At 37.8% G+C, this 24,271-nt stretch carries 24 protein-coding genes; 11 read left to right on the forward strand and 13 right to left on the reverse strand.

The annotated features are described in order from the left end of the window. Window positions 1–679: 679 nt before the first annotated feature. Genes H7K77_RS21560 through H7K77_RS15425 form a run of 6 tightly spaced genes read right to left on the reverse strand, consistent with a single transcriptional unit; the run spans window position 680 to window position 5,338 of the window. Window positions 680–805, reverse strand: coding sequence for a hypothetical protein (locus tag H7K77_RS21560; RefSeq protein WP_268911924.1), 126 nt, complete (start codon window positions 803–805; stop codon window positions 680–682). A gap of 43 nt (window positions 806–848) precedes the next feature. After that, entirely contained in the window at window positions 849–1,658 is an 810-nt protein-coding gene (locus H7K77_RS15405; protein WP_186578940.1) for an energy-coupling factor transporter transmembrane component T family protein, read from the reverse strand. Further along, on the reverse strand, window positions 1,655–2,512 hold the full coding sequence (locus H7K77_RS15410; RefSeq protein ID WP_186578941.1) for an energy-coupling factor transporter ATPase: 858 nt from the start codon (window positions 2,510–2,512) through the stop codon (window positions 1,655–1,657). Before H7K77_RS15410 ends, H7K77_RS15405 begins: the two co-directional genes overlap by 4 nt. Further along, window positions 2,488–3,315: an energy-coupling factor transporter ATPase gene (locus H7K77_RS15415; RefSeq protein WP_186578943.1), complete on the reverse strand. Its 828-nt coding sequence runs from the start codon at window positions 3,313–3,315 to the stop codon at window positions 2,488–2,490. Before H7K77_RS15415 ends, H7K77_RS15410 begins: the two co-directional genes overlap by 25 nt. A 16-nt stretch (window positions 3,316–3,331) precedes the next feature. Next, the gene (gene menA, locus H7K77_RS15420) at window positions 3,332–4,270 is read right to left on the reverse strand and encodes a 1,4-dihydroxy-2-naphthoate polyprenyltransferase (protein WP_186578945.1); all 939 of its coding nucleotides are present in this window, start codon (window positions 4,268–4,270) and stop codon (window positions 3,332–3,334) included. Window positions 4,271–4,282: 12 nt separating this feature from the next. Further along, on the reverse strand, window positions 4,283–5,338 hold the full coding sequence (locus H7K77_RS15425) for an FAD:protein FMN transferase (protein WP_186578947.1): 1,056 nt from the start codon (window positions 5,336–5,338) through the stop codon (window positions 4,283–4,285). A 387-nt stretch (window positions 5,339–5,725) separates the two neighbouring features. Here H7K77_RS15425 and H7K77_RS15430 point away from each other — a divergent pair, with 387 nt between their 5' ends. The 9 genes from H7K77_RS15430 (at window position 5,726) to H7K77_RS15470 (ending at window position 13,661) form a co-directional block, all read left to right on the forward strand. After that, on the forward strand, window positions 5,726–7,639 hold the full coding sequence (locus H7K77_RS15430; RefSeq protein ID WP_186578949.1) for an FAD-dependent oxidoreductase: 1,914 nt from the start codon (window positions 5,726–5,728) through the stop codon (window positions 7,637–7,639). Between the two features lie 79 nt (window positions 7,640–7,718). Further along, the gene (locus H7K77_RS15435; RefSeq protein WP_186578951.1) at window positions 7,719–8,138 is read left to right on the forward strand and encodes a NusG domain II-containing protein; all 420 of its coding nucleotides are present in this window, start codon (window positions 7,719–7,721) and stop codon (window positions 8,136–8,138) included. 42 nt (window positions 8,139–8,180) lie between these two features. After that, window positions 8,181–8,717, forward strand: coding sequence for a Gx transporter family protein (locus tag H7K77_RS15440; protein WP_186578978.1), 537 nt, complete (start codon window positions 8,181–8,183; stop codon window positions 8,715–8,717). A gap of 19 nt (window positions 8,718–8,736) precedes the next feature. After that, a complete protein-coding gene (locus tag H7K77_RS15445; protein ID WP_186578953.1) occupies window positions 8,737–9,717 on the forward strand; it encodes a polyprenyl synthetase family protein in 981 nt (326 codons plus the stop codon). Between the two features lie 220 nt (window positions 9,718–9,937). Next, on the forward strand, window positions 9,938–10,717 hold the full coding sequence (locus H7K77_RS15450) for a hypothetical protein (protein WP_186578955.1): 780 nt from the start codon (window positions 9,938–9,940) through the stop codon (window positions 10,715–10,717). 7 nt (window positions 10,718–10,724) lie between these two features. Continuing rightward, window positions 10,725–11,096 (forward strand): GntR family transcriptional regulator, encoded by a 372-nt coding sequence (locus H7K77_RS15455; protein ID WP_186578957.1) that lies wholly within the window; start codon window positions 10,725–10,727, stop codon window positions 11,094–11,096. Then, on the forward strand, window positions 11,093–11,800 hold the full coding sequence (locus H7K77_RS15460) for an ATP-binding cassette domain-containing protein (protein ID WP_186578959.1): 708 nt from the start codon (window positions 11,093–11,095) through the stop codon (window positions 11,798–11,800). The genes H7K77_RS15455 and H7K77_RS15460 overlap by 4 nt, the downstream gene beginning before the upstream one ends. Window positions 11,801–11,803: 3 nt before the next feature. Further along, window positions 11,804–12,721 carry an ABC transporter ATP-binding protein gene (locus H7K77_RS15465; RefSeq protein WP_186578960.1) on the forward strand — a complete coding sequence of 306 codons (918 nt, stop codon included), beginning with the start codon at window positions 11,804–11,806 and terminating at the stop codon, window positions 12,719–12,721. Next, entirely contained in the window at window positions 12,714–13,661 is a 948-nt protein-coding gene (locus tag H7K77_RS15470) for an ABC transporter permease (protein ID WP_186578962.1), read from the forward strand. The genes H7K77_RS15465 and H7K77_RS15470 overlap by 8 nt, the downstream gene beginning before the upstream one ends. A gap of 75 nt (window positions 13,662–13,736) precedes the next feature. Here H7K77_RS15470 and H7K77_RS21315 read toward each other — a convergent pair whose 3' ends face one another. Both H7K77_RS21315 and H7K77_RS15480 read right to left on the reverse strand, forming a co-directional pair. Continuing rightward, complete coding sequence (locus tag H7K77_RS21315) at window positions 13,737–14,726, reverse strand: polymer-forming cytoskeletal protein (protein WP_235988956.1); 990 nt, start codon at window positions 14,724–14,726, stop codon at window positions 13,737–13,739. 191 nt (window positions 14,727–14,917) lie between these two features. Beyond that, the gene (locus H7K77_RS15480) at window positions 14,918–15,763 is read right to left on the reverse strand and encodes an alpha/beta fold hydrolase (protein ID WP_186578964.1); all 846 of its coding nucleotides are present in this window, start codon (window positions 15,761–15,763) and stop codon (window positions 14,918–14,920) included. Window positions 15,764–15,957: 194 nt separating this feature from the next. Between H7K77_RS15480 and H7K77_RS15485 the strand changes: the two genes are divergently transcribed. After that, window positions 15,958–18,186, forward strand: a complete 2,229-nt coding sequence (locus H7K77_RS15485; RefSeq protein WP_186578966.1) for a UvrD-helicase domain-containing protein — start codon at window positions 15,958–15,960, stop codon at window positions 18,184–18,186. A 126-nt stretch (window positions 18,187–18,312) separates the two neighbouring features. On the opposite strand, the gene H7K77_RS15490 is transcribed toward H7K77_RS15485, so the two are convergent. The 4 genes from H7K77_RS15490 to H7K77_RS15505 all read right to left on the reverse strand — a co-directional run bounded on the left by H7K77_RS15490 (window position 18,313) and on the right by H7K77_RS15505 (window position 21,938). After that, entirely contained in the window at window positions 18,313–19,281 is a 969-nt protein-coding gene (locus tag H7K77_RS15490; protein WP_186578968.1) for a sugar phosphate isomerase/epimerase family protein, read from the reverse strand. Window positions 19,282–19,324: 43 nt separating this feature from the next. Continuing rightward, window positions 19,325–20,350 (reverse strand): Gfo/Idh/MocA family protein, encoded by a 1,026-nt coding sequence (locus H7K77_RS15495; RefSeq protein ID WP_186578970.1) that lies wholly within the window; start codon window positions 20,348–20,350, stop codon window positions 19,325–19,327. Window positions 20,351–20,429: 79 nt separating this feature from the next. Continuing rightward, the gene (locus tag H7K77_RS15500; protein ID WP_186578972.1) at window positions 20,430–21,152 is read right to left on the reverse strand and encodes a ThuA domain-containing protein; all 723 of its coding nucleotides are present in this window, start codon (window positions 21,150–21,152) and stop codon (window positions 20,430–20,432) included. A gap of 24 nt (window positions 21,153–21,176) precedes the next feature. Further along, window positions 21,177–21,938, reverse strand: a complete 762-nt coding sequence (locus H7K77_RS15505; RefSeq protein WP_186578980.1) for a sugar phosphate isomerase/epimerase family protein — start codon at window positions 21,936–21,938, stop codon at window positions 21,177–21,179. 205 nt (window positions 21,939–22,143) lie between these two features. Here H7K77_RS15505 and H7K77_RS15510 point away from each other — a divergent pair, with 205 nt between their 5' ends. Further along, window positions 22,144–22,920, forward strand: coding sequence for an AraC family transcriptional regulator (locus tag H7K77_RS15510; RefSeq protein ID WP_328701138.1), 777 nt, complete (start codon window positions 22,144–22,146; stop codon window positions 22,918–22,920). A 90-nt stretch (window positions 22,921–23,010) separates the two neighbouring features. On the opposite strand, the gene H7K77_RS15515 is transcribed toward H7K77_RS15510, so the two are convergent. Continuing rightward, the gene (locus H7K77_RS15515; protein WP_222599399.1) at window positions 23,011–23,823 is read right to left on the reverse strand and encodes an STAS domain-containing protein; all 813 of its coding nucleotides are present in this window, start codon (window positions 23,821–23,823) and stop codon (window positions 23,011–23,013) included. Between the last annotated feature and the right edge of the window lie 448 nt (window positions 23,824–24,271).

The raw sequence follows: 24,271 nt of genomic DNA on the forward strand, positions 1-24,271 counted from the left end.
TCGCATTCCGTGGGGAACGCTTCAGCCTTCTCGCTCGCAAAAGTGCGTGCGCCTGCGTCTTCTAGTAACGCTTTTGAGCGGGCTCCTCGGCGCAAGGGAACGAAAAAGATTACTCAAGTAGTTTCCCTCGCTCTCTGTGGGGTCTTCAGACCGTTCCTTTCCAACAGGACAAGGAACGCTGCGGAAGCCATACATCGCACGAAGAAAATCGGTCTATATTTTCGAACATCTCGCATTTTTCCGCAGCTTAGTGTAGATCTCTACTTAATTAAGCTTTTAGAAAATATATAACAACACTTAGAATTCAGAAAGCCTATCATAAGTGTAGGCAGAATACGCAGACTCCTGTAGGAACAGCACGAGCCGAAGATCCCGGAGGAGTGTTCTTTCTCCGAGGAAGCTGAGGCCGTGCCCACGGAAAGCGGAGTATTCTTGCGGAACGAGATTCAAGCACACATCAAAAGGTTTTAATAAGTTATGCAGAGTTTCTCTCATCTACGTCATTCTGAATGCAGTAAAGTATGAGAAAAGGGCCATTTTTAATAAAAGCAATAGTTTTGTGATTCGCACTTATTCTATCAAATAATCAGAATAAGAAAAAGAAGATACTCTAACCTTTAGTACTTAAGAACATAAAAAACAAAAGACACGATATATCATGGTTATCGTGTCTTCGTCGTTATTGCTTCTCTAATTGTTTTATTCTTTCTTCGAGCTTTCTTGACCGAGCCTCTGCAGCCCCTGCTACCACAATCGCCGTAACAGCAATAGCCATAGATACTATGCCGAAAAACCATGCCAGCACATGTATTCCTCCTTAATCCTACGCGATGTTTCCTATTTCTTGATTAGTGAATAAACCCACCTGTTCTAAGCACGATCAGTCCAAATGTTAATATTATCATAGTACCTATACATAATGTATCTTTTCTTTTCCATGCAAGTTGACGGAAAGTAGAACGTTTTTCTCCTGATTGATATCCCCTTGTTTCCATGCCATTAGCCATATCTTCTGCACGATTTAAAGAACTAGCAAATAAAGGTAAGAATATAGGGACAAGTGTTTTCATTTGACGTAATAGGTTTCCTTCTCCAAATTCTGTTCCCCTCGCACGTTGGGCATCCATTACTTTTTGCGTTTCATCTAACAAATTAGGAATAAATCTTAGGGAGATTGACAACATTAAGGAAATCTCATCAACTGGAATCTTCAATCGTTTCAATGGTTTTAATAGTGCATTAATTCCATCCGTTAAATCAATCGGTTTAGTTGTTAGGGTTACCACTGTTGATATAAATATTATCATGACAAATCGACAAAAAATGTATATCCCACTTATTATACCAAAGTTAGAAACAGTAATGGGACCTACATCCAGATATATTTTCCCGCCAGAAGTAAACAATATCTGTAAGGTTACTGTAAATAAAATTAGCCAGATGAGCGGACGAACCCCTCTTATATAAACGCTAAACTTCACACCTGATAAATACATGACTACAAGTGTGAAAATCCATAATAATCCATAGCTCTGCCAATTGTTCGCTACAAATAATACCAAAATAAAATATACCCCTGCAAGTAATTTCGCTCGCGGATCCATTTGGTGTAGGATCGATTCACCTGGAAAAAAACGACCTAATATAAGTTTGTTCATACTAATCCCGCCTTCATTAAACAGTTTGCCAATTCATCTATCGTTAAACAAACTTGAGGTAATTTCACACCTGTTTCCTGTTCAATTTTCAATTGCAGTTTTCTCGCTTGCGGAATATCCACTCGCAAACTTTTAAGTGCATGGATATCTGCAAACAATTCTCGTACCCCTTTATGCAAGACTGCTTGCCCCTTCTCCATCACTACCACATTGTCTGCATAATGAGCAACATCCTCCATATCATGTGTCACCATCACCGTAGTAAGTTTTTCGTTATTATGCCATTTAGAGATAAGAGATAAAATCTCTTTCTTCCCTCTTGGATCTAAACCAGCCCCAGGTTCATCTAGCACTAAAACCTCTGGTTGCATTGCTAATATGCCTGCAATTGCTACCCTTCTTTTTTGACCGCCTGACAAAGCAAATGGTGATTTAGTTAATATGTCCGGGCCCAATCCGACTTGTTGAATAACTTGTCTAGCAATTCGTTTAGCTTCCTCAAGAGGTACTCCAAAATTAAGTGGACCAAAACAAATGTCTTGTTCAACCGTTTCTGCAAACAATTGGGATTCCGGAAACTGAAAGACCATTCCCACTTTTTTACGGATAGTTTTTAGACTCTTTTTATTTTTGGAACGGTTGATAACGGTCCCCCCTATATGAACTTCTCCTTTAACAGGTATTAGTAAACCGTTCATTGCTTTTAGTAGACTAGATTTTCCAGATCCAGTATGACCAATAACAGCTGTAAAAGTTCCTGGCTCTAAATTAAAATCTACGGAATCTAATACTCTCGGTGTTCGAAGAGGACCTATTTGATAATCTGCCGTTACATCTTTAAATGTGATTTGCATAACCAGTTCACCAACTCTTCTTCCGTCATATACGTATCGGGAACAGTATTTTTTTGCCGTTTTAACATACGCCTTAACGCTTCGGAAAAGGGAGGCTCTAATTGTTGATGCTTACTAAAAACATCACTAGGTTTACCGCTATCTACAAGCCTTCCCGCCTCTAACAAGAGAATACGATCTGCTTCCGCTGCCTCATCCATATCATGCGTAATAGAAATAATTGTCATATCTGATGATTTATTCAGCTGCTTCAATGTAAGGAGTAATTCTCGTCTACTACCAGGATCTAACATGACTAACGCTTCATCTAATACAAGTACGGAAGGTCTAAGTGCTAAAATGCCTGCTAAGGCGACTCGTTGTTTTTGTCCACCTGATAATCGAGAAGGATCATGGAAACGTAGTTCACTTAAGTCAACCATTTTCAAAGCCTCTTCCACCCTATTGTTCATTTCTTCATAAGGCATATTTATATTTTCCAATCCAAATGCTACATCATCTTGAACAGTAGTCCCGACGAACTGATTTTCTGGATTTTGAAAGACAAGACCAATATGTCGGCGAACTTCCCATTTGGTATTGTCATTTAAGTTAATTCCTGCAATCGATATCGATCCATCGTCCATTTCCAGTAATCCAACCAAGAGTTTAGCTAAGGTCGATTTCCCTGAACCGTTGTGTCCAATTACGGCAACCCATTCCCCTTTGTTCACTGAAAAGTTTATATCAGTTAAGGTCTGTTCTTTATCTCGTTTGTCATACCCAAAAACTAGGTTGCTAACTTCTACTACCCTTGCTGTCACCTTAACTCGCTCCTTTCTACACAAAGAATGAAATAGCCATTACCGCCACGATTGATCCATTTACTAATACTAGATTTTTAACAGCGACAACAAATGTTTCTGATTTAATTTGAACCTGGTTAAACCGTCGAACCTGTTTATAAACAGGTATAGCGATTAGCAAGGATAAAAGCATCACCACTGGTAAAAGGTTTAAGGCAACCGCTGCTATAATAGCGATAAATGTCGCTACATATAAGCTATCGAATAAGATAACTGCTAACCTCTTACCTAAATAAAAAGGCAATGTATAGCGATGATTAGCAATGTCATCTTCTAAATCACAAATATTATTTGCTAACATTAGATTTGCAATCGTAAATACACACGGCAATGAGATTAATATGATTTCAAGAATTAATAGAATATCCGCTTCGAAACTAATCATTCTACCCGCCCAAACTAGCTGTGCAATTCCTTGGTCAAACGCATTCACATAAACAATTAGGAAAATAATTCCAAATCCCATCGTTACACCGGAAAATACTTCTCCTAATGGCATCCTCGAAAGGGGGATTGGACCAAATGTATAAAAAATGCCAATTGCGAAACAAACCATCCCTATTAATAATACGAGCAAATCTGTCCGAAACACTAACCAAACCCCAAGAACTGTTGCTATTACAAGTAAACATAATATAGTTAGGATGACATGTCTTTCTGATATTCGTTGTTGCCCTATAATATTTCGTTCTCTCTTATAGTTGTCACTTTTTGCTTTGCGGTAATCCATATAATTGTTAATCGCTGTTGTTGTTAAATCGAACAGTAGCATAGAACCAAAGAAGATGAATGTGTTAATTGGTTTAAATACGTCATATCTGTAGAAAACAAATAAACACCCGATCAAAAATGGAAACACGCTAGCGATTTTTGTTTGAATTTCTACTAATTTAAAAAAGTTTTTGATAGACATGGTTATATCCCCCTATTGCTCCCCCATTTGAAATGCTTTATTTGTCAGTGTAAATTCCTCTAAACCAGAAGTTACATACACCTTTTTATCTGTGCTTACAAAGATTGCTTCTACACCCTCCATTTTTTCCAAATATTTCATTCCATCTTCTAATCCTTTAGAAAAAACAGTGGTAGATAGTGCATCACCATCTATCGATTTATCACTAATGATAGAAACACCTGCAATTTTGTTTTGGAATGGATATCCATCTACTGGATTTAATAAATGGTGATACTTTACACCATCAACCTCCAAGTACCTTTCATAAATACCTGAAGTGACAATTGATTTATTTGTCTCTGGTAATTTACCAATTACTTCTCCTCGTGCTGAGAAGGGATCCTGAATTCCAACTGTCCAAGGCTCTCCTGAAGGATTATTACCAAGCACATATATGTTCCCTCCAAGATCAACTATTGCTGTCGTAACGTTATGTTCTTTTAAGACTTCTACTACTTGATCTGCAATAAACCCTTTTGCAATCGCACCTAGATCTAATTTCATGCCTTTTTCTTGTAAAAATACCGTTTGTTCCTTTTCATCTAGCTCGACTTTGGCATAATCAATCAACGGGAGAACCTCATCAATTTCAGACTGTTCGGGTTTTCTTGCATCATCAAAGCCAATGTGCCAAAGGGATGTTAATGGCCCGATCGTTATATCAAAGGAACCACTTGCGCTCGTACTATGTGCAAGCCCTGCTTTTATTAGCTGATAGACATCCTCGGTCACTTTAACGGATTGGAGACCGGCTTTTTGATTGACTTTATCAATCTCTGAATCTGTTTCTTCTGTAGCAATTTGTTCTGCAAGTGAATTAATTCTTTCAAAAACGGGCTTAAGTACCGCTTGTTTATCTTCATCATAAATTTTCACCGTCACAACTGTTCCCATTAAAAAAGCTGTTTCTTTATAGGGATTTGTTGTGAGCTTATCTGTTTCTGTTTTTCCTTCTACAGAAGAACCACATCCAACCATTACACTAATTAGCATGATTAATAGGATAGGAACAACTACCTTTTTCATATTCAATCAGTTCCTTTCATTCACATTGTTGTTTTTATTTTCCTTACTTTTTAAACATTCTATTGTGAATACTTTCACATTTATGAACTCAGTATAGCACCGACAATTTCTTCTGTCTATCTGCTTTCAGGTACAATTTATATACTTTTTATACCTACTGATCTATGAAGCATTGACACTATTGATTTCGCTTGATATATCAACAATTGTGACTAGTTTTCGAACTTTTTAGTATAGTAATATTTGTTACTATTTCGTGAACACTTTTTCTAGTTTTTTATATACAATCTTTAAAAAGCATAGACAGTTTTTCCTACACAAGTTACAATAACATTGTTCAGTAATTCACATATTTAAACTTTTGAAACAAAAAAGGAGTGAAAGAAAATGGCAGATACAAACATTGTCATTATAGGGGCAGGATATGCTGGTGTTCATGCAGCTAAGAAGCTTGCAAAAAAGTATAAAAATGACCCATCTGTTTCTATTACATTAATAGATCGTCATTCATATCACACAATGATGACAGAGTTACACGAGGTTGCTGCACACCGTGTCGAGCCAGATGCCATCCAATTTGATTTACGAAGATTGTTTAATAGGACGAAAGTAAATCTCGTAACAGATAGTGTGACACATGTTGATCATGACACAAAAGTCGTGACTACTAAACAGGGCACTTATAACTATGATTATTTAATTCTTGGTATGGGTGGAGAACCTAATGATTTTGGTACACCTGGTGTTGGTGAACACGCCTTTACACTTTGGTCTTGGGAAGATGCTGTTTTATTACGTGAACATATAGAAAAAACAGTTCACCAAGCTGCACAAATTGCTGATGAGGCAACACGTCGAGCTATGCTAACCTTCACTGTTTGTGGTTCCGGTTTTACAGGAATTGAAATGGTTGGCGAGTTATATGAATGGAAAAACCGATTAGCAAAAGACAATAAATTAGATGAAGAAGATATCACGTTATATGTAGTAGAAGCTGCACCAACTATTTTAAACATGTTAGATCGAAAAGATGCTGACAAAGCAGAATCATATATGGTTAAAAAGGGAATCAAGATCTTGAAAAACTCCCCTATTGTGGAAGTAAAAAAAGATCGCGTTATTTTGAAAACCGGTGAAGAGATTCCAACCCATACACTAATTTGGACTGCTGGTGTGAAAGCAAACTCTGATACGAAAGACTATGGTATGTCAGCAGGACGCGCTGGTCGTCTTAAAGTTAATGAATACATGGAATCAGAGGATTTGAAAGATGTTTATGTGATTGGAGACTTGGCTTATTACGAGGAAGAACCAGGAAAACCTACTCCACAAATTGTAGAAGCAGCTGAACAGACTGGTATGACTGCTGCAAAGAGCATTATTGCAGAAATAAGCGGTGGAGAAAAACAAGCATACAATGGTAAGTATCATGGTGTCATGGTTTCGATTGGCGCAAGATATGGTGTTGCTAACTTAAGCGGTATTCGTTTAAGTGGTTGGTTTGCAAACTTCATGAAGCATATGGTTAACCTTTATTATTTCTTTGGTATTCGCAGTGGCTATTATATGTTCCAATACGTTATGCATGAATTTTTCCATACCAAGGATAAACGTAATATATTCCGTAACTTCACAACAAGATTTGGCAATGTATTATGGAGCTTACCTCTCCGTATCTTTGTAGGTGGTTTCTGGCTAGTGGAAGCCGGGGCGAAAATTTGGGGTGAGACTACTTGGCAGAAAGCAACATCTAGTTGGTCAAATGTAAAATTGTTATTTAAAGGGCTCGGAGAAGATTCATGGTTAGTTGGTTCAACAGTAAGAATGCCATTTGAATGGCTACAAACTACAACAAGTGGTGCAAGTGAATCTGCTACAGAAGGGGCTACGGAATGGGCGGATCCGATCCTAAGCAGAATGCCTGGTATCTTCCAATGGTTTATGGAAATCGTTCTTCCAAATGCTGATATGGCTGTATTTATGCAAAAATTCATGGTGTTTGTTGAATTAGGAATTGGTTTAGCAATTTTAGGCGGTTTATTTACTTGGTTAGCAAGTGCTGCGAGTGCCGGATTCTTAGTAATGTTTACCCTATCCGCAATGCTTGGATGGGATAAAGTATGGGCATTGCCAGCCTCTATCGCTTTAATGAATGGTTCTGGACGTTCATTTGGATTAGATTACTGGGTTGTACCATTCCTACAACGTAAAGTTGGAGACTGGTGGTACGGAAAAGAAAGATCTATTTACCGAGATAATAAAGATGTAGTAAAACAAAACAAGAAACAAAAAGCAAGTTAATCTATTTAGGAGAGTGGCAACTGCCTCTCTCCCCTACAAAACTGATAAGCTTTTAAAAAAGCAAAGGAGAGAAAAGATATTGAAGGCTTACTACCATATGATTAAACGCTGGGACATCATTATCATTGTTCTGCTTGTCTTAATTTCTTTTTTGCCCTTTGCTATTTTCAGCTATCAGCAAACTGGATTAGCAAAAGAAGGTTCTGAATTGGTTGCCATTATAACAGTCGATAATGAGGTCATCAAAGAAATTAATTTGACTGGGCACGAAGGAACAGACATACACGAAATTGTCTTAGATGATGGGGATTACAATACGATTGAAGTTAAAAATGAGCAAATTAGAGTAAAAGCAGCTAATTGTCCTGACCAAGTGGATGTCCTGACAGGCTTTGTCTCCAAGCCTGGACAAACGATTATTTGTTTGCCACACAGATTAGTGGTAGAGATACAAACCAAAAGTGGAGAAACGGAAGAAGATATTATAGTTAGCTCCTAATTTTTAAACAAAATAATAACGATAGATTGGAAGTAGAATATGATGACTAAGAACCAGCGCCTTGTTTATATCGCCTTACTAGCCTCACAGGCAGTTGTTATTAGTTTACTAGAGCGCGCAATCCCCTTCCCTTTCGCTTTTGCACCAGGCGCAAAGCTTGGACTTGCTAATATTATCACCTGTATGGCGCTCTACACGCTTTCTACTAAAGATGCTATCAAAGTGGTGATCATTCGCCTTATTCTTGCGGCATTACTTGGAGGTACCATTTCCACTTTTTTATACAGTGCATCAGGAGCCGCGTTAAGTTTTATAGGAATGTTGCTTGTGAAGAAGCTAGGTCCATCGAGGGTTAGTATTATTGGGGTTAGTACTACCGGAGCAGTTTTACACAATGTAGGCCAATTATGTATCGCAAGTTGGATCGCACAAACATGGACAGTCCTTCTTTATTTACCAGTATTATCGTTCATTGGAATCTTATCAGGAGTTGCAATCGGAATTGTAGCTAATTATTTGCTTTCACATGTAGAAAAATTACATTACTATCGTGACTTACAAGAATTAAATCAAATATAGATAGAAAGAGGTTAGAACAATGCGTGTACATCATATGTGGAATACTTTTCCTGAATTAAAAACAGATTTAGCAATGGTCCTTAAATTAATAGAATCTCATGTTAGAGTAAGAGACAAAACAGTGGAGATGACGATAAAAGAATTAATCCATTCTGGTGGTAAACTATTACGTCCAGCCTATTCCTTATTATGTGCCCAGATCGGTCCTGATCAAGATAAGCATAAAGCAGTAGCTGTTGCCGCAGCACTAGAAACACTTCATATGGCTACCTTGATACATGACGATGTAATTGACGAAGCGAATACACGACATGGCATAGCAACCATTCATTCTCAACATGGCAACCAATTTGCAATCTATTCAGGCGATTATCTATTCTGTGTTTGTTTTACCATATTATCACGTTATGCTACTTCTTTAGCTCATCTGGAATTCAATTCTAGAAGCATGGAAAAAATATTGAGCGGTGAATTAGATCAGTTAAATTCTCGCTATAAATCAACTCTTTGTGCAAAAAATTATTTAGCTCGTGTAGCAGGAAAAACCGCTCAGTTATTCGCTGTAAGCTGCTACTCAGGTGCTATCGAGAGTGGTGCATCTCGTAGACACGCCATGATTGCGTGGAACATGGGACACTATATTGGAATGGCCTTTCAAATTATGGATGACATCTTAGATTTTAAAGGTGATTTTGCTACAGTCGGAAAGCCGGTTATGGCAGACATACGACAAGGCATCTATAACTTACCTCTTATCTATGCGATGAAGGAGAATCCAACCGCTTTCCAACCTTTATTAGAGAAGAAAGAAGCAATAACAGATGAAGAATTAGAACAAATCGCCTCTATGATTCGGGAATATAAAGGAGTAGAAAAAGCACAAGAGTTGGCAACACGTTATACAGAAAAAGCATTAAAACAATTAGATAAATTACCTGTTGGCGACTATAAATATACTTTAAAAGAGATCACTACTAAATTATTACAACGTACTGCCTAGAAAGCTTGAAATCATAATTCCATATTCCATTATTTAAAACGACTCATTTGAGTCGTTTTATTATTTTCCTCCCCCTTGCCCTCAAGCATTATCTGCATGCACGCTCTCTCGACACATTTCGATCAAATTCGGGTGGTGACAGGCACCCCCTTGACTATTTTCGTGTATCGGTGTACTATCTAATTAATACACTAATACAAATTAAAAAGGAGACACTTTTATGAGTCCATTTACTGGGTTATTGATGAGGGACTATCGTATTACAAGAAACTCGTTTCTATCAAACACGATAGTCATGGTTTTATTTTTTATTTTCGGTATATCTATTTCCAGTTATTTTGGTGAACCAGCTGGAACGCTACCTATCATAATTATTTCTGGCATTATGATAGCCGCTTTCCACCCTATTTCTATGTTTTTGTTATTAAAAACAGAAGGGAAAAATCAGCTCTGGCTTTATAGCCCTCGTCCAAGTTACATGCTTGTTCTTAGTAAATTTGTTGTGTTGTGGATATATCAATTAATTCTTCAACTACTGTTTACGACTTACACCATTTTCTGTCTTTACTGGTACGGGAAAGGGGTTTATCCCGCAGTGCCCGTTGGAACATTTACCGAAATCATGATGTTCATCAACGTTGCTCTGCTACTAGTAGGAGCTTCCTTTAGCTGTTGGGTAACGTTATGTTGGACTGTCTTTCACTCCTTAAACAGATACCCTAAATTAAAGCCTTTTAGAGCTTTAATTGTCATTCTAATCATTGTTATTTATAACACATTCGAAACGTTAATGGCCCGACTTGACGTAGTTAAAGACATTATTACCGAATATAGTATTCAATTTGTTTCCACCCCTTCCCTTAATTACGATGGAGGTGGATGGGAGGTCATGTTAGAATTTGCTGAAGTTCCTGTAATACCAATTATTTATTACGGCTTCATGTCGTTTCTATTATTTTATATCTCAACAAAGCTCCTCGAACGAAAAGTGGAGGTGTAATTGAAAAATGCCAACAGAATTCGAATCATCTAAGCCTATCTACATGCAAATCGTCGATCGAATTAATTTCAATATCGTTCAAGGAAAGCAACCTTTAGGGGAAAAACTTCCATCCGTACGTGAAATGGCCGTACAAATGGGAGTAAATCCAAACACTATTCAAAGAGCATACAGTGAATTGGAAAGGATGAATATTGTGGAAACTAGACGTGGACAGGGCACATTCGTTCTCGACGATACAAAATTGTTAATCGAATTACGCCGCTCCTATCAAACTGAAATTATTAATACCTTTGTGGAAAGCATGTTGGAGATCGGTGTATCAAAGGAAGACATGGTAAAAATCCTATCCCAGCACCTTAAGGGGGAAAAGCAATGACCATTCAATTGCAAAATGTCACGAAAAAATACGGTAAAGACTTTGCCCTTCGTAATGTCAATCTTAACTTTGAGAAAGGCAAAATATATGGACTTGTTGGTCCAAATGGAAGTGGTAAATCAACCACACTGAAATTAATCAGTGGATTAGTTTTTCCTAACAGTGGTGTAGTCTCATTAAATGATGAGGCTATTTCCAGAAAGTCTAGTGAGAAAGTTGCTTATCTTACAGAATTAGATATGTTTTATGACGCTTTTAAAGTAAAAGATGTCGTTGACTTTTATAACAGTCAATTTCAAGATTTCAACTATGAAAAAGCTCAAATACTTTTAAAAGAAATGAAATTGGATCCTAATAAAAAAGTTAAATTTTTATCAAAAGGAAACCGAGGCCGCTTGAAACTCGTAACTACATTATCAAGGGAAGCCGAAGTGATTTTACTCGATGAACCTTTTTCTGGTTTAGATCCCATGGTACGAGATGCGATCGTTCAGAGCTTGCTACAATACATTGATTTTGATAACCAGATTCTATTAATTGCCACGCATGAGATTGCCGAAATTGAACCGCTACTAGACGAAGCGATTGCGATCTACTATGGGGATGTCATTGGTCAAGAAAAAGTAGAAGTGATGCGTGAGGAATTAGGATTATCCGTTTTACAATGGTTCAAACAAATCGTTGCAAAAAATGAGGAGGAATAGTACATGGAAGCAGTATTAAAATTAGAAAATGTTTCAAAAAAAATCGGTAAGAAAACCATTATTGACAATCTTAGCTTATCCGTTCAACCAGGTGAGGTATTTGGGTTCCTCGGACCAAACGGCGCCGGTAAAACGACAACCATTCGAATGATTGTTGGCTTAATGAAAATTACCCAAGGTGACATTGCGATTTGTGGTAAAAGCATTCAAAAAGACTTTGAGGAAGCAGTTAGTCACATCGGCGCAATCGTTGAGAATCCAGAAATGTATAAGCATCTAACTGGCTATCAAAACCTAGTTCAATACGCTCGAATGCATAAAGGAGTGTCAAAAGAAAGAATTAATGAAGTAATACAATCTGTCGGATTAACGAATCGAATTAACGAAAAAGTCAAAACATATTCGCTAGGTATGAGACAACGGTTAGGCCTTGCTCAGTGCCTATTACATGAACCTAAATTACTTATTTTAGACGAGCCAACAAACGGCCTAGATCCAGCAGGTATCAGAGAAATAAGAGATCAATTACGCACACTCACAAAAGAAAAAGGCATGAGCGTGATTGTTTCTAGTCACCTACTTTCTGAAATGGAAATGATGTGTGATCGAATCGCAATTATACAGAATGGTAGATTAGTAGATGTACAAAATGTGAAAGACTTTTTAGACACAGATCAGTTAGCGTTTGTAGTAGAAACTGGGCCATTAGACAATTCAGTGACCTGGCTAAAAGAAGATTGGGGTGTTGAAATACTTGAAAACGGCTTTTCAGTATTAGCCCGCAAGGAGGAAATACCTGCGTTGCTAAAACGTTTGATTGACTCAGGAGTTGATTTATACGGAGCCAAGCAAGTTTCCAAATCATTAGAGGATCGTTTCCTTGAAATAACAGATATGGCAGGAGGGCAAATCAATGGTTAATTTAATTATTAATGAATGGGTAAAACACTTTAGAAAAGCCGGAACATATGTGATGATAGGGCTAATATTACTTGTTGTAATAGGAGTCGGTGCACTAGAGAAATATGAAGAAATAAAGAACCCTACTTTTAATCCAGATTGGAAGGAAGAACTTCAACAACAAATTGCTGATGATAAAAAGTTTTTAGAAGAAAACAAAAATGACAATATCGATTCGATGACAGAACGTAATATAGCAATAAATGAATATAGGTTGGAAAATAACCTCCCACCTTCTCCCGAAAAGAACATTTGGTCATTTGTCTATGATGCTAATATGGCCGTTGAGCTAGCCGGATTATTTACGATTATCATTGCTGCTGGGATTGTTGCATCAGAGTTCTCAGGAGGAACAATTAAATTACTTCTCGTACGTCCAATAAGCCGGAGTAAAATACTGCTGTCTAAATACATTACAGTCGTTTTATACGGGGTATTTTATTTAGCTATCATCTATGTATTTTCCTGTATATTAGGCGCCATTCTATTTGGAATGCCGAACAGTGATGTACCACATTTAGCTTATGTAGATGGTCAGGTTGTAGAAAGAAATATGGGCATTTATTTAATCGGTCTATATTTATTAAACTCTATTAACTTATTAATGATTGCTACCATGGCATTTATGATTTCAGCCGTATTCCGAAATAGTTCTCTTGCATTAGGAATTTCCTTATTTTTGTTTTTCATTGGTAGCTCAGTAACGTATATATTATCCTCCTATTTTGATTGGGTTAAGTATATCTTATTTGCCAATACGGATTTAAGCGTTTATACAGATGGTGGACCGATGGTGGATAGTATGACACTTGGCTTTTCTATCACGATGCTCATCATCTACTTTATCGCATTCCATGCCCTCGCCTTCGGAATTTTCAAGAAAAGGGACGTTTCCGCCTAACCCATTCGACAAAAATCGGGTGGTGACAGGCACCATAAAAAAAGCCTGGCATTTGCCAGGCTTTTTAATTTTAAATTATTGTACGGCTTGTTCTCCAGTTACTTCTCCGTCAATCGCTGCTGCTGCTTTTACATCTTCGTTTGCGAAGTAGATGTTACCTTCTACTTTTGCTGATTTATCTAAGTTAAAGCCGTTTGCTTCTACAACGATGTCACCTTTTAATATGCCACCTTGGAAGCGTAGGTTTTCACTTTGAACAGTTAATTTAGGTACTGTAATCGTGAATGATTCGGTAATGTTATGGTCTTCATCTTGTGTATAAGGAGCAATTTTACGATAGATATCGTTTGCTGCATCGCCTTTATCATGGAATTCACCCGCTACAACTACATCTTCTTCAATTGTCAAATCTCCTAGTGTTGCAATGATCCACGTACCTTCTTCACTAACAGCACTTACAAATGCATCTGCATCATTTACGATAGAAGCTGTTGTTACGACATCAGCATCCCCTGCTGCCACTTCAGTTGCACCAGTAACTTCACCATCAATAGCCGCTGTTGCTTTCACATCTTCACTAGCAAAGTAAACATTACCATCTACTTTTGCTGATTCATGTAGGTTAAAACCATTTGCTTCAACGTAAACGTCACCTTTAATTACTCCGCCTTGAATTCTTAAGTTTTCACTTTGAACGGTTAACTTTGGTACTGTAATCGTGAATGATTCTGTAATGTTATGGTCTTCATCTTGTGTATAAGGAGCAATTTTACGGTAGATAGCCTCGGCTGCATCCCCTTTATCATGGAATTCACCTGCTACAACTACTTCTTCTTCAATCGTTAAATCTCCTAGTGTTGCAATGATCCATGTACCTTCCTTACTAACTGCACTCACAAATGCGTCTGCATCATTTACGATTGATGCTGTAGTTACGACATCTGTTGCTTCTTCCGTTTTCTCTGTGTCTGTGTCTTTTTCTGCGGAAGTTTGTTCATCCTCTCCACCACACGCAGCTAAGAATCCTACCAAAAGAAAAGATAATAAAAATGCTTTGAATTTCATCTTTGTTTCCCCCTAAAGTTGAGTAATGTTATTTGTGATGTCTTTCACAATTGAATAATAACATAAAATACCGACATAAAAAGATTATAAGTGTGTATATTTTGTGAAATAGTGATCAATTACTTTTACCATTCTTCTTTTTCCGGGGGAGGATTATAAATAGAGCCTTTAAAACTAGGAATTCCTACATATTAATAGAGGAATCCCTTGATTTTTTCCAGGCATTTTTCGTCTGACCAGTGTACATAGTGATGACTATCCATTTCATATAAACTTACATGAGTATTACGTATTTTCACTATATTCCTTTCAACGTTTTTCGCTTCTTTTACATCATGTCTTTTCTTTGATGCAAAGATTAATAGGCATGGAACTGATAGTTGGTTAAGCATCTTAGGTAATCGTAAGCGACGATAACCGAGCATCAGTCTCAAGCCAGCACCATTAACAGGTACTGGATCTTTGATTGCCTTTTCTATATAAGATGACGGTTGTACATCAAATCGTTCACAGAAACTACGAACTTGTTTTGTCAGCTCTTCCTTTGAGAGATTCCCCTCTTCTTCATCAGATAGAAATAGTTTTTCTATCCGTTTAATAAAGAAGTCTCCTAATAATCGTTCTATTCCACTAATGAGGGGCACAAGAAGCCCTACTTTACCAAGGTCCTTCGTAGGAAACCTAGGGATAGGCACATGACCTTGGTCTAATAGAACTATCTTTTTAACAAGTGTTGGATACTGAACAGCTAAACACATTGCTAGTGCAGCCCCCATAGAATGCCCTGCAACCGTAACCCCATTAGTAAAACCTTTATACTCTATGTATTCTTTTAGCCAAACAGCTATTTTGGTTTGAGTTATTCTTCCTTCCATTCCTTCACTATTACCAATACCAGGCATATCCAATAGATGACACTCAAATCGGTCAGCTAAATGCTCAGCAATATTAAGTCCCTCTATACCAGAGAAGCCAGCAGCAGGTAAAAATAGTAGCGGTTCACCTCGTCCAACAACGATAGAATGAAATTTACTCATTTTCCATCACTTCCTCTCCCTCTAAATGCCTATTTCTATTGTACTCTATTCACTTGTACATAGTCCTTTGCAATTTGGTGAAAAGTCTAACTTTTAATTATTTACCCTCAGCTATTGTTTGCTCTCTCTAAATCTATTAAAATAATAGTTCATGGCTTTTTAGAAACTTAATTTATAATATGTAGGTGACAAAAATGACGAAGCAGCTAGAATTTCATAGAGCCCCTATTAATAGCAAAGATTTATCTATCCATGATGCTGCTTTAGCTGATAATCGTACCAGTGTCGAGTTGGTCTCAGATAGTGAATCAGACGCGTTCTTTTTTAGGGCACTAGAAGAAAGAGGCATTCTCTTGAATGAGGCTCAGATAGAAGCGGTTAGACATTTCCATGGTCCCGCACTTGTTTTAGCAGGGGCTGGAAGTGGAAAAACTCGTGTACTAACATCGAGAGCTGGCTATCTGATAACGATAAATAAAATTGATCCTAAACAAATAATGCTCGTGACCTTCACCAAAAAGGCTTCCGAAGAAATGAAAGATCGGATCAGCCAACTTCCCGGATTGTCAAGACTGCAGGCCAATCAAATTACTACTGGTACCTTCCACTCTATTTTCTTTAGATTACTAAAGAGTAGAGGATACAATCAGCAAGTACTTAGTAATGAGAAAAGAAAACAACTGGCAATTAAATTAATCTTAAAAGAACAAGGTCTACGTGATACCTATGAACCAGAAACATTACTTGCTATTTTGTCAGATAATAAAAGTAAGATGAAAGGCATAGATGAACTTCCAAGTAAAACATCCATAGACAAGGAAATTAAAGATATATTAAACCGATACGAACAATGGAAAAGTGCGAATAACTTTATCGATTTTGACGACATGCTATTGGAAACCTATCACCTATTAAAAAATGATCACCAGTTATTACAAAGCATGCAAAATCGTTTCCAATATATCCTCTGCGATGAATGGCAAGACACAAATCCATTACAATTTGAATTAATAAGAATGATTTCCAAACCTAACGATCACCTGTTTGTTGTTGGTGACGATGACCAAACGATCTATAGCTTTAACGGTGCGGATAGCTCCATTATCTTAAACTTTGAGTCTCTATATCCAAACACAAAATTAATTACACTGGACATAAATTACCGTTCTTCAACGAGTATCATTGGGCTAGCCAATCAAGTCATCCAGTTCAACCAAGGACGTAAAGATAAGATTCTCAAAGGTACGAAAAGAACGGAGTCTCCCCCATACTTTCTTCGGCCAAGTAATACCGATGAAGAGGCACTTGCTATCATAGATCGAATCGAGAAAGAAGTTAATACTGGTAATTATGCTTATCGAGACTTCGTTATTCTACATAGAACGAACAGTAGCTCTCGAGCGGTCTTTGATCAATTAGTGGTTCAAGGTATTCCATTCTTAACTTATTCAAAAGGAGAAACCTTTTATGAACAACCTATTGTAAAGCCAGTGATCGACTATTTGAGAATTTCACTAGATCCAGGAAATATCGAAGCAATCCCTAGTTTGCTTCCATCGTTATTTTTAAACCGAGAAAAGGCGATGTATCACTTAGAAGCAGAGCAATTAATCAATCCTAGGAAACAAATTCTCAAGCACCTCCGCACATTATCTGGTTTGAAGGACTTTCAAAGAAAACAACTGGATGAACGGATTAATATTGTTAAGGACTTAAAGGATCTTAGACCTGTACAAGCAGTGAAAAAAGTGCGTCAGTTCTACGATCATTATATCGAAACAGATGAGCGAAAAGGCGTTACACTACACAAAGAAATCATGATCGAAACCCTTTCAGAAATTGAAGCATCTGCTAGTAAATTTGAAACAGTTGCAGCGTTTATTGAGTTTATTGACGAAGTAAATGAGAAAAATCAAGAGATGGAAACCATTAGAAGAACACCCAATGCAAATGCGGTATCTTTAATGACAATCCATCGATCGAAAGGGTTAGAATTTCCTGTCGTCTTTTTAACTGGAGCTTCGGAATCAATACTCCCACATAGCTCGGCGTTAGATGCCAATGATCGAAAGGATATGGTATCTAAGAACAAAGGCTCAAAGAAAATCGAAGCAGCTATAGAAGAAGAACGAAGGCTAGCTTATGTTGCCATTACACGAGCTAAGGAACAATTGTATATTAGTTCCCCTAGCTTTTACCGGGGAGAAGAAATCGAGGCTTCTCGTTTTATTCTAGATCCTTTCAAACCAACGGCGGATCAAAAGCTTAACAAAGGGGCAAAGATGACACAAATTTTAGTATGGGAATGCACAAGCGATACATGCCCTTGTTGGATGCGGTTGGAGAATAAAGATATATCAAAAACAAGTCGGGAATGCCCTATGTGTAAGGGGGAAATGCTACAAGGAAAAAGAGAAGTCTAAAACCCTTCTCGAATCTGACCCATTTCTATTTTAAGTAACCTTCAGAAAAACTTTTCTAACCTATAACAAAAAAGGTGCCCATCCAGGACACCTTTTTTGTTGCATTTATTAAATTATAAAACCTCTTTACACCCACCACATATCTGCTGGAGCTTCTTCAATATTAATACTTTGCAGGTTCTTAACTGCTTTACTAAATCCTTCTTCAATTGACATAATAGGGTCCTCATGTTCGATGCTAATCACATGATCATACCCATATGTTCTTAATGCACTTACAATGTTAGACCATTCCTGTATGCTATGCCCATAACCTACAGAACGGAAGCTCCACGCTCTAGTTTTTACCTCTGTATAGGCTTGCATATCTGTTAATCCATACATATTAACATTGTCCTGATCAATATACGTATCCTTCGCATGGAAATGATGAATGGCATTTGCTTTGCCTAGTATCTTAATTGCCGCTACAGGATCAATCCCTTGCCACCATAAGTGACTTGGGTCAAGGTTAGCACCAATTGCGTCATTGGTAGCCTCTCTTAGCTTTAACATCGTATATGGCGTATGAACTAGAAATCCTGCATGTAGTTCAAGGCCAATTTTCACTTGAAGCTGCTGCGCAATTTCCCCTATTTCTTTCCAATACGGAATTAGCTTTTCTTCCCATTGCCACTTTAAAATATCGCCGTATTCATTTGGCCATGGCGTTACAGGCCAATTCGGGTATTTTCCTTTCTCACTATCCCCAGGAGTACCAGAAAAAGTATTCACTACGGGAACATCTAGAAGATTTGCTAGTTTAATCGTTTTTACTAATACATCATGTGATTGTTTCGCGAATTCCTTATCAGGTGAAATCGGATTACCGTGACAACTAAAGGCACTAATCGTTAACCCTCGTGCATCCACCTTCTCCTTAAACGCTTTTCTCTCCTCTTCACTTTCTAATAATCTATCTACGTTACAGTGAGCATTACCTGGATAGCCACCTGTACCAATTTCAACGGCTTGTAAACCAGAAGCTTTTACATGATCAAGCATTTCTTCTAAAGACTTCTCTGAAAATAAAACGGTAAATACCCCTAATTTCATAAACTAATCCCCTCTTCTCATTTTTGATCATCACGATCAGACTTTATTGGCTAACAATACGTTTTGTTTGGGCTGATTCAAGTGCAGAAAGAATAACTTGCAATGATTTCATGCCCTCTTCCCCACTGATTAACGGTTCTTTATCCTGTACAATACTGTCAACGAAATGTTCGATGACATGAGAATTATTTTGACCGCCTTCCTCATTCGATTGTATTTTTCCTAGCTCATACTTAACTATTTGGCCGTTCGCATACTGTGCCACTAATGAGTTGATTGGATCATCTTCTAGGCGTAATGTTGCTTTTTCCCCAAAAATAATAGTAGAATTATCCTCACTTCCTTTGTAGGCCCAACTAGCAGTCAAAGTCCCGATAATACCGCTAGCAGTTTTCAGTACACATACAGCATTATCATCCACATCGGTATCTTCCTTTGCATTATTTTCAACAAACCCTGCTACTTCCACAAATTCTTCTCCTAGCAGGTAACGCATCAGGTCTGATTTATGGACACCAAGGTCGCCCATTGCACCAATAAATGCCTTCTCTTTCTTGAAAAACCAACTTTCCTTTCCGTCTACACTCCAGCCTTCTGGACCACCATGGCCAAATGTTGTGCGAAAGCTATAAATCTTTCCTAATTCGCCTTTTTCAATTAATTCTTTTGCTTTTACATGCGATGGAACAAACCGTTGATTATGCGCAATCATTAGTTTTTTGCCATTATCCTTTGCAGCCTTTATCATATTTTCTGCTTCCTCTTTGGATGTTGCCATTGGCTTTTCACATAACACGTGGCAACCAGCTTCAAGTGCAGCTACACTAACAGGAGCATGCAAGTAGTTTGGAAGGCAAACACTAACTGCATCAATCTGTTCTGTTTTTAGTAACGTCTTATAATCTGTATACGCTACTGCACCATACGTTTCGGCAGCCTCATTTGCTCTTTCTTCGATTAGATCACAAACCGCCACTACTTCTACCCCACTATGACTACCGTATTCTGGCAAATGACGAAACTTAGCAATACTGCCGCAACCTATAACAGCTACTCTTAATTTTTTCACATCCATTTCCTCCAATACCTCTATGTTTTAGATTTCGCTTCTAATTTTCTGTCATCTCGTAAACTCACACTGTAACAGTTTATTTATTTTCAATCTTTTCAATAGGCTCGGCATTCCCATAAACCGGTCTCACTCGTTTTACAGGTGCTGTCCAGTTCACACCATTTGTTATCACGCGTTGGATTTCTTCATTATGGTAAGTAGGATACGTCTCATGACCTGGGCGGAAGTAGAAGACTCTACCATTTCCACGGCGGTATGTACAACCACTTCTGAAGACCTCTCCACCTTCAAACCAACTTGTAAATACTAATTGATCAGGAGCAGGGATATCAAAGTGTTCGCCGTACATTTCTTCTCGCTCTAACTCAATATACTCACCAATCCCTTCTGTAATGGGATGGCTAGGATCTACAACCCACAGACGTTCTTTTTCATCTGCTTCCCGCCATTTCAAGTCACATGTTGTACCCATTAACTTTTTAAAAATTTTCGAAAAGTGTCCAGAGTGAAGGACGACAAGACCCATTCCTTCAAGCACACGTTGATGAACCTTCTCTACAATTTCATCTCTTACTTCATCGTGCGCCATATGTCCCCACCATACTAAGACATCCGTATCCTTTAATACACTATCAGTAAGACCATGCTCTGGCTCATCTAATGTAGCTGTCCGTACATTTAGATCTGCCTTTTTTAAAAAGGAAGCGATCGCACCATGAATTCCTTCTGGATAAACCTCTCTCACTTTAGGGTTAGATTGTTCATGTCTATTTTCATTCCACACAGTTACGTTTGTCATTTTATAAATCTCCTTTAAGGTCAGTTATATTTGAGGAATTTTACCCTTTAAGTAATTGATACTAATTTCCAGACTTTCAAATGGTGTTTTCCTACTAACATCTTGCTCTACTACCCACCACTCTACTGATGCTTTATCACCTAGTTTAAGAATGGAATCAATATCGACACCACCTGTTCCTAACTCAGCAAAAAACTTTTCCGTATCTGTTGTCATATCCTTTAAATGAACGAGTGGTGCTCTGTCTGCAAATCTATTAATCCATGCAACAGGATCCTCACCAGCTTTTTTTAGCCAATAAACATCCAGTTCTGTTTGCACAAACGATGCGGATGTATCATGAAAGATGGCTTCCAATGCGCTTCTTCCATCCGATAATTTTTCTAGTTCAAAATCATGATTGTGATAGCAAAGTGTTATCCCTTCCGCCTTACACTTCTCTCCTACCTGTTCTAAAAAAGGGATTAACGCACGGTAATCTTCTTCCGTTCTCTGATCTGGCATTAAAAAGGGACAGACAATAAATTTACTGCCCAATATTTTTTGATCCTCAATCACTTCGTCTAGGTTATCTTTTAATTGATCGAGCGGGATATGACTGGAGGCTGCCTTAAGTCCTAGATCGTCCAAAAGCTTTCTTACTTCCTTAGATGTTAATCCACCATACCCCGCAAACTCAACTCCATCAAAACCAAGCTCCGCTACCTTTTTAAGTGTACCTGCAAAGTCTTTTTCCGCCTCTTCTCGCAATGTAAACATTTGAACTGCAATTGGAATTCTTTTCACCCTTATCTCCTCTTTTCTTTGAATAGTTAAAGCAAACCCAAAAGTAACCGTTGTCATTTAAAGTCTTTCTAAAAGGTCTTTGTTGATCACATCCTCCTTTTTCTTTACATCTATTAATTTTCTTTTATTAAATTTATATTATCTTACACACATGTAAATGAACATTAATGATATGATTGATACATGCACTATTTTGCTATAAGAGGTGATCAAAATAAATATTAAATTCTGTGGCTATTCCTTCCATACGAAAGGGTACCATTCTTCTTTTAAATCGGGTATAGGAGGGTACCTTTTTCGATTACAAACCGAGGGAATGTGCGAAGTCGTCGTTAAAGGCAAAAAAAGAAAGATAGAAAAAGGAGATCTTCTTCTAGTCAAACCAGGTGAAGACTACGAAATAATTATTAAAGAAGGCCAAAATAGTGGTGATTATCATTTATTGTGTGAGGGAGAATGGATTGATGATTGGTGGTTACGCTCACCCAAATCGACTGTTTCACGGATTGAATTAGAGGGGAATTTTGTGTCATTATGGCGGCAAATTATTGCAGAAATACGGAGGCCACAGACAGATCAAAGCGATGAATTAATGGATTACTTTCTTCGCTCCCTATGCTTGTTACTCGAACGAGCCATGACAGAGAAATCCCCTAGTTTCAATCGCCCCTATGTCGTTACACAAATGATGCGGTATATTGAAGAACATGCTACTACTTCGTTTACTGTAGATGACGTAGCAAAACACGTAGGTCTTAGCGTTTCACGAACCGTTCATTTATTTAAAAGCTATGTTGGGGAAACGATAGTGGAATATGCCCAGAAAATCCGACTCGCTACTGCTATTGATCAAATGAGATATACAACCTTAACACTAGAGAGTATTGCTTATAATTGCGGATTTAGCACCTACCCTTATTTTCATCGAGTTTTTAGAAAACGATATGGCATTTCACCAGGGAAATATAGGAAATTTGAATAGAATTACACTCAAACCATAGGTATATGTCTACCTATGGTTTTATGATACTAGTAAACTTGCACTATTCTGCTAAATTCCTAGAACTGAAGCTTAATTGTTACCTACTTTTACAAAACCAAGATCGTGTAGTGCTTGGTGTAAATTGGTGGCTGTTTTAATCTGACTAAAATCAATCCCTAGACTTGTAACGGTTTGCGCAATACTTGGACGAACACCAGTTATGATAGTCTCCATTCCCAATAGTTTTATAGAATGTATAATAGTGAAAAGCTCATTACTAACCTGCGTGTCAATAACAGGTACACCTGACACATCTATGATTAAATACTCTAACCCTAACCGACTAGCCTCACTCAATACTACTGTTTGGATAAGATTTGATCGTCGTTCATCAACCGATCCAACTAAAGGGACCACGGCAATATCCTCTGTAACGGGTACAACAGGGACAGAGAGCTCTTCAAGTGCCGAATAAGCTAAATCTGCTAGCCTTTTGTTATATATTTCATGCTCGCTCCCAAACACTTGAATGCACGTATCAATTAATCGCTCGATCCTTTGTCCTGCCTCCAAAGCAGTAGCAGGTGTAATAGTTTCATTCCGAATTTCTTCGTTCAGGAAATCCCAAATAATAGGTTGGATACAAGAAAAATTTTGCAACGATTGCGAAAGAGATATACCGTATTTAATCGTCGATCCTGCCACATCCTTAGCCCATGTGCTTACCTGTAGTACGACGTCTTCCTCTTCTTCTATAAAAACGCCACCAAAGTGTTCAAACAAATCTAGTCTTTTTTCTGTGAATTCGGTTTCAGGCATCCCAGACCTCGCAAAGCTTTCTGTTCCTTTTTCTAGGATTACCTTATTTAAGATTCGCGTTAATTCATACTTGTGATCAATCATTTTCTTGCCTAGATAAATCAACTCATTTTGCAAAATAATTCACCATGCCTAACTGTTATAAATTACTGCAAGTATAACACAGTATCTATAGTAGTTAATTGGAATACGATTAATTCTTTTGAATATGATTATTTGGTATTTCCACTGTTTGGATACATACTTCGATTCGCTTGGCGAGAACACCGTTTTCCCAGCAGTTACACGCACCTTTCCATCCTCTACCTACAAAACCCCCGCTAACCAATCACATCCATCACAAGACCATTCCCACATACTATTAAGTTTCCAAATGACTGATTTGAGATAAAATGTGACATAGTGTAAATATTTAGCTGAAAAGGATGAGTGCAACATTGATTTCCGCTCCGGGCAGTTGCTTTCCGTGGGCAACGCCTCAGCCTCCTCGGAAGAAAACCGCTTCCTGTGGGGTCTTCACCTGTTGCTTTTC

This window comes from Aquibacillus kalidii, assembly GCF_014280935.1.
Taxonomy (GTDB): Bacteria; Bacillota; Bacilli; order Bacillales; family Amphibacillaceae; genus Aquibacillus_D; species Aquibacillus_D kalidii.

Bases quoted from the DNA above. Each gene is read 5' to 3' on its own strand.
- H7K77_RS15440 (WP_186578978.1), top strand. From the start codon at position 8,181: ATGACTAAGAACCAGCGCCTTGTTTATATCGCCTTACTAGCCTCACAG.
- H7K77_RS15490 (WP_186578968.1), bottom strand. From the start codon at position 19,281: ATGAAATTAGGGGTATTTACCGTTTTATTTTCAGAGAAGTCTTTAGAA.
- H7K77_RS15450 (WP_186578955.1), top strand. From the start codon at position 9,938: ATGAGTCCATTTACTGGGTTATTGATGAGGGACTATCGTATTACAAGA.
- H7K77_RS15425 (WP_186578947.1), bottom strand. From the start codon at position 5,338: ATGAAAAAGGTAGTTGTTCCTATCCTATTAATCATGCTAATTAGTGTA.
- H7K77_RS15405 (WP_186578940.1), bottom strand. From the start codon at position 1,658: ATGAACAAACTTATATTAGGTCGTTTTTTTCCAGGTGAATCGATCCTA.
- H7K77_RS15430 (WP_186578949.1), top strand. From the start codon at position 5,726: ATGGCAGATACAAACATTGTCATTATAGGGGCAGGATATGCTGGTGTT.
- H7K77_RS15460 (WP_186578959.1), top strand. From the start codon at position 11,093: ATGACCATTCAATTGCAAAATGTCACGAAAAAATACGGTAAAGACTTT.
- H7K77_RS15445 (WP_186578953.1), top strand. From the start codon at position 8,737: ATGCGTGTACATCATATGTGGAATACTTTTCCTGAATTAAAAACAGAT.
- H7K77_RS15485 (WP_186578966.1), top strand. From the start codon at position 15,958: ATGACGAAGCAGCTAGAATTTCATAGAGCCCCTATTAATAGCAAAGAT.
- H7K77_RS15500 (WP_186578972.1), bottom strand. From the start codon at position 21,152: ATGACAAACGTAACTGTGTGGAATGAAAATAGACATGAACAATCTAAC.
- H7K77_RS15480 (WP_186578964.1), bottom strand. From the start codon at position 15,763: ATGAGTAAATTTCATTCTATCGTTGTTGGACGAGGTGAACCGCTACTA.
- H7K77_RS15470 (WP_186578962.1), top strand. From the start codon at position 12,714: ATGGTTAATTTAATTATTAATGAATGGGTAAAACACTTTAGAAAAGCC.
- H7K77_RS15455 (WP_186578957.1), top strand. From the start codon at position 10,725: ATGCCAACAGAATTCGAATCATCTAAGCCTATCTACATGCAAATCGTC.
- H7K77_RS15410 (WP_186578941.1), bottom strand. From the start codon at position 2,512: ATGCAAATCACATTTAAAGATGTAACGGCAGATTATCAAATAGGTCCT.
- menA (WP_186578945.1), bottom strand. From the start codon at position 4,270: ATGTCTATCAAAAACTTTTTTAAATTAGTAGAAATTCAAACAAAAATC.
- H7K77_RS15465 (WP_186578960.1), top strand. From the start codon at position 11,804: ATGGAAGCAGTATTAAAATTAGAAAATGTTTCAAAAAAAATCGGTAAG.
- H7K77_RS15515 (WP_222599399.1), bottom strand. From the start codon at position 23,823: ATGATTGATCACAAGTATGAATTAACGCGAATCTTAAATAAGGTAATC.
- H7K77_RS21315 (WP_235988956.1), bottom strand. From the start codon at position 14,726: ATGAAATTCAAAGCATTTTTATTATCTTTTCTTTTGGTAGGATTCTTA.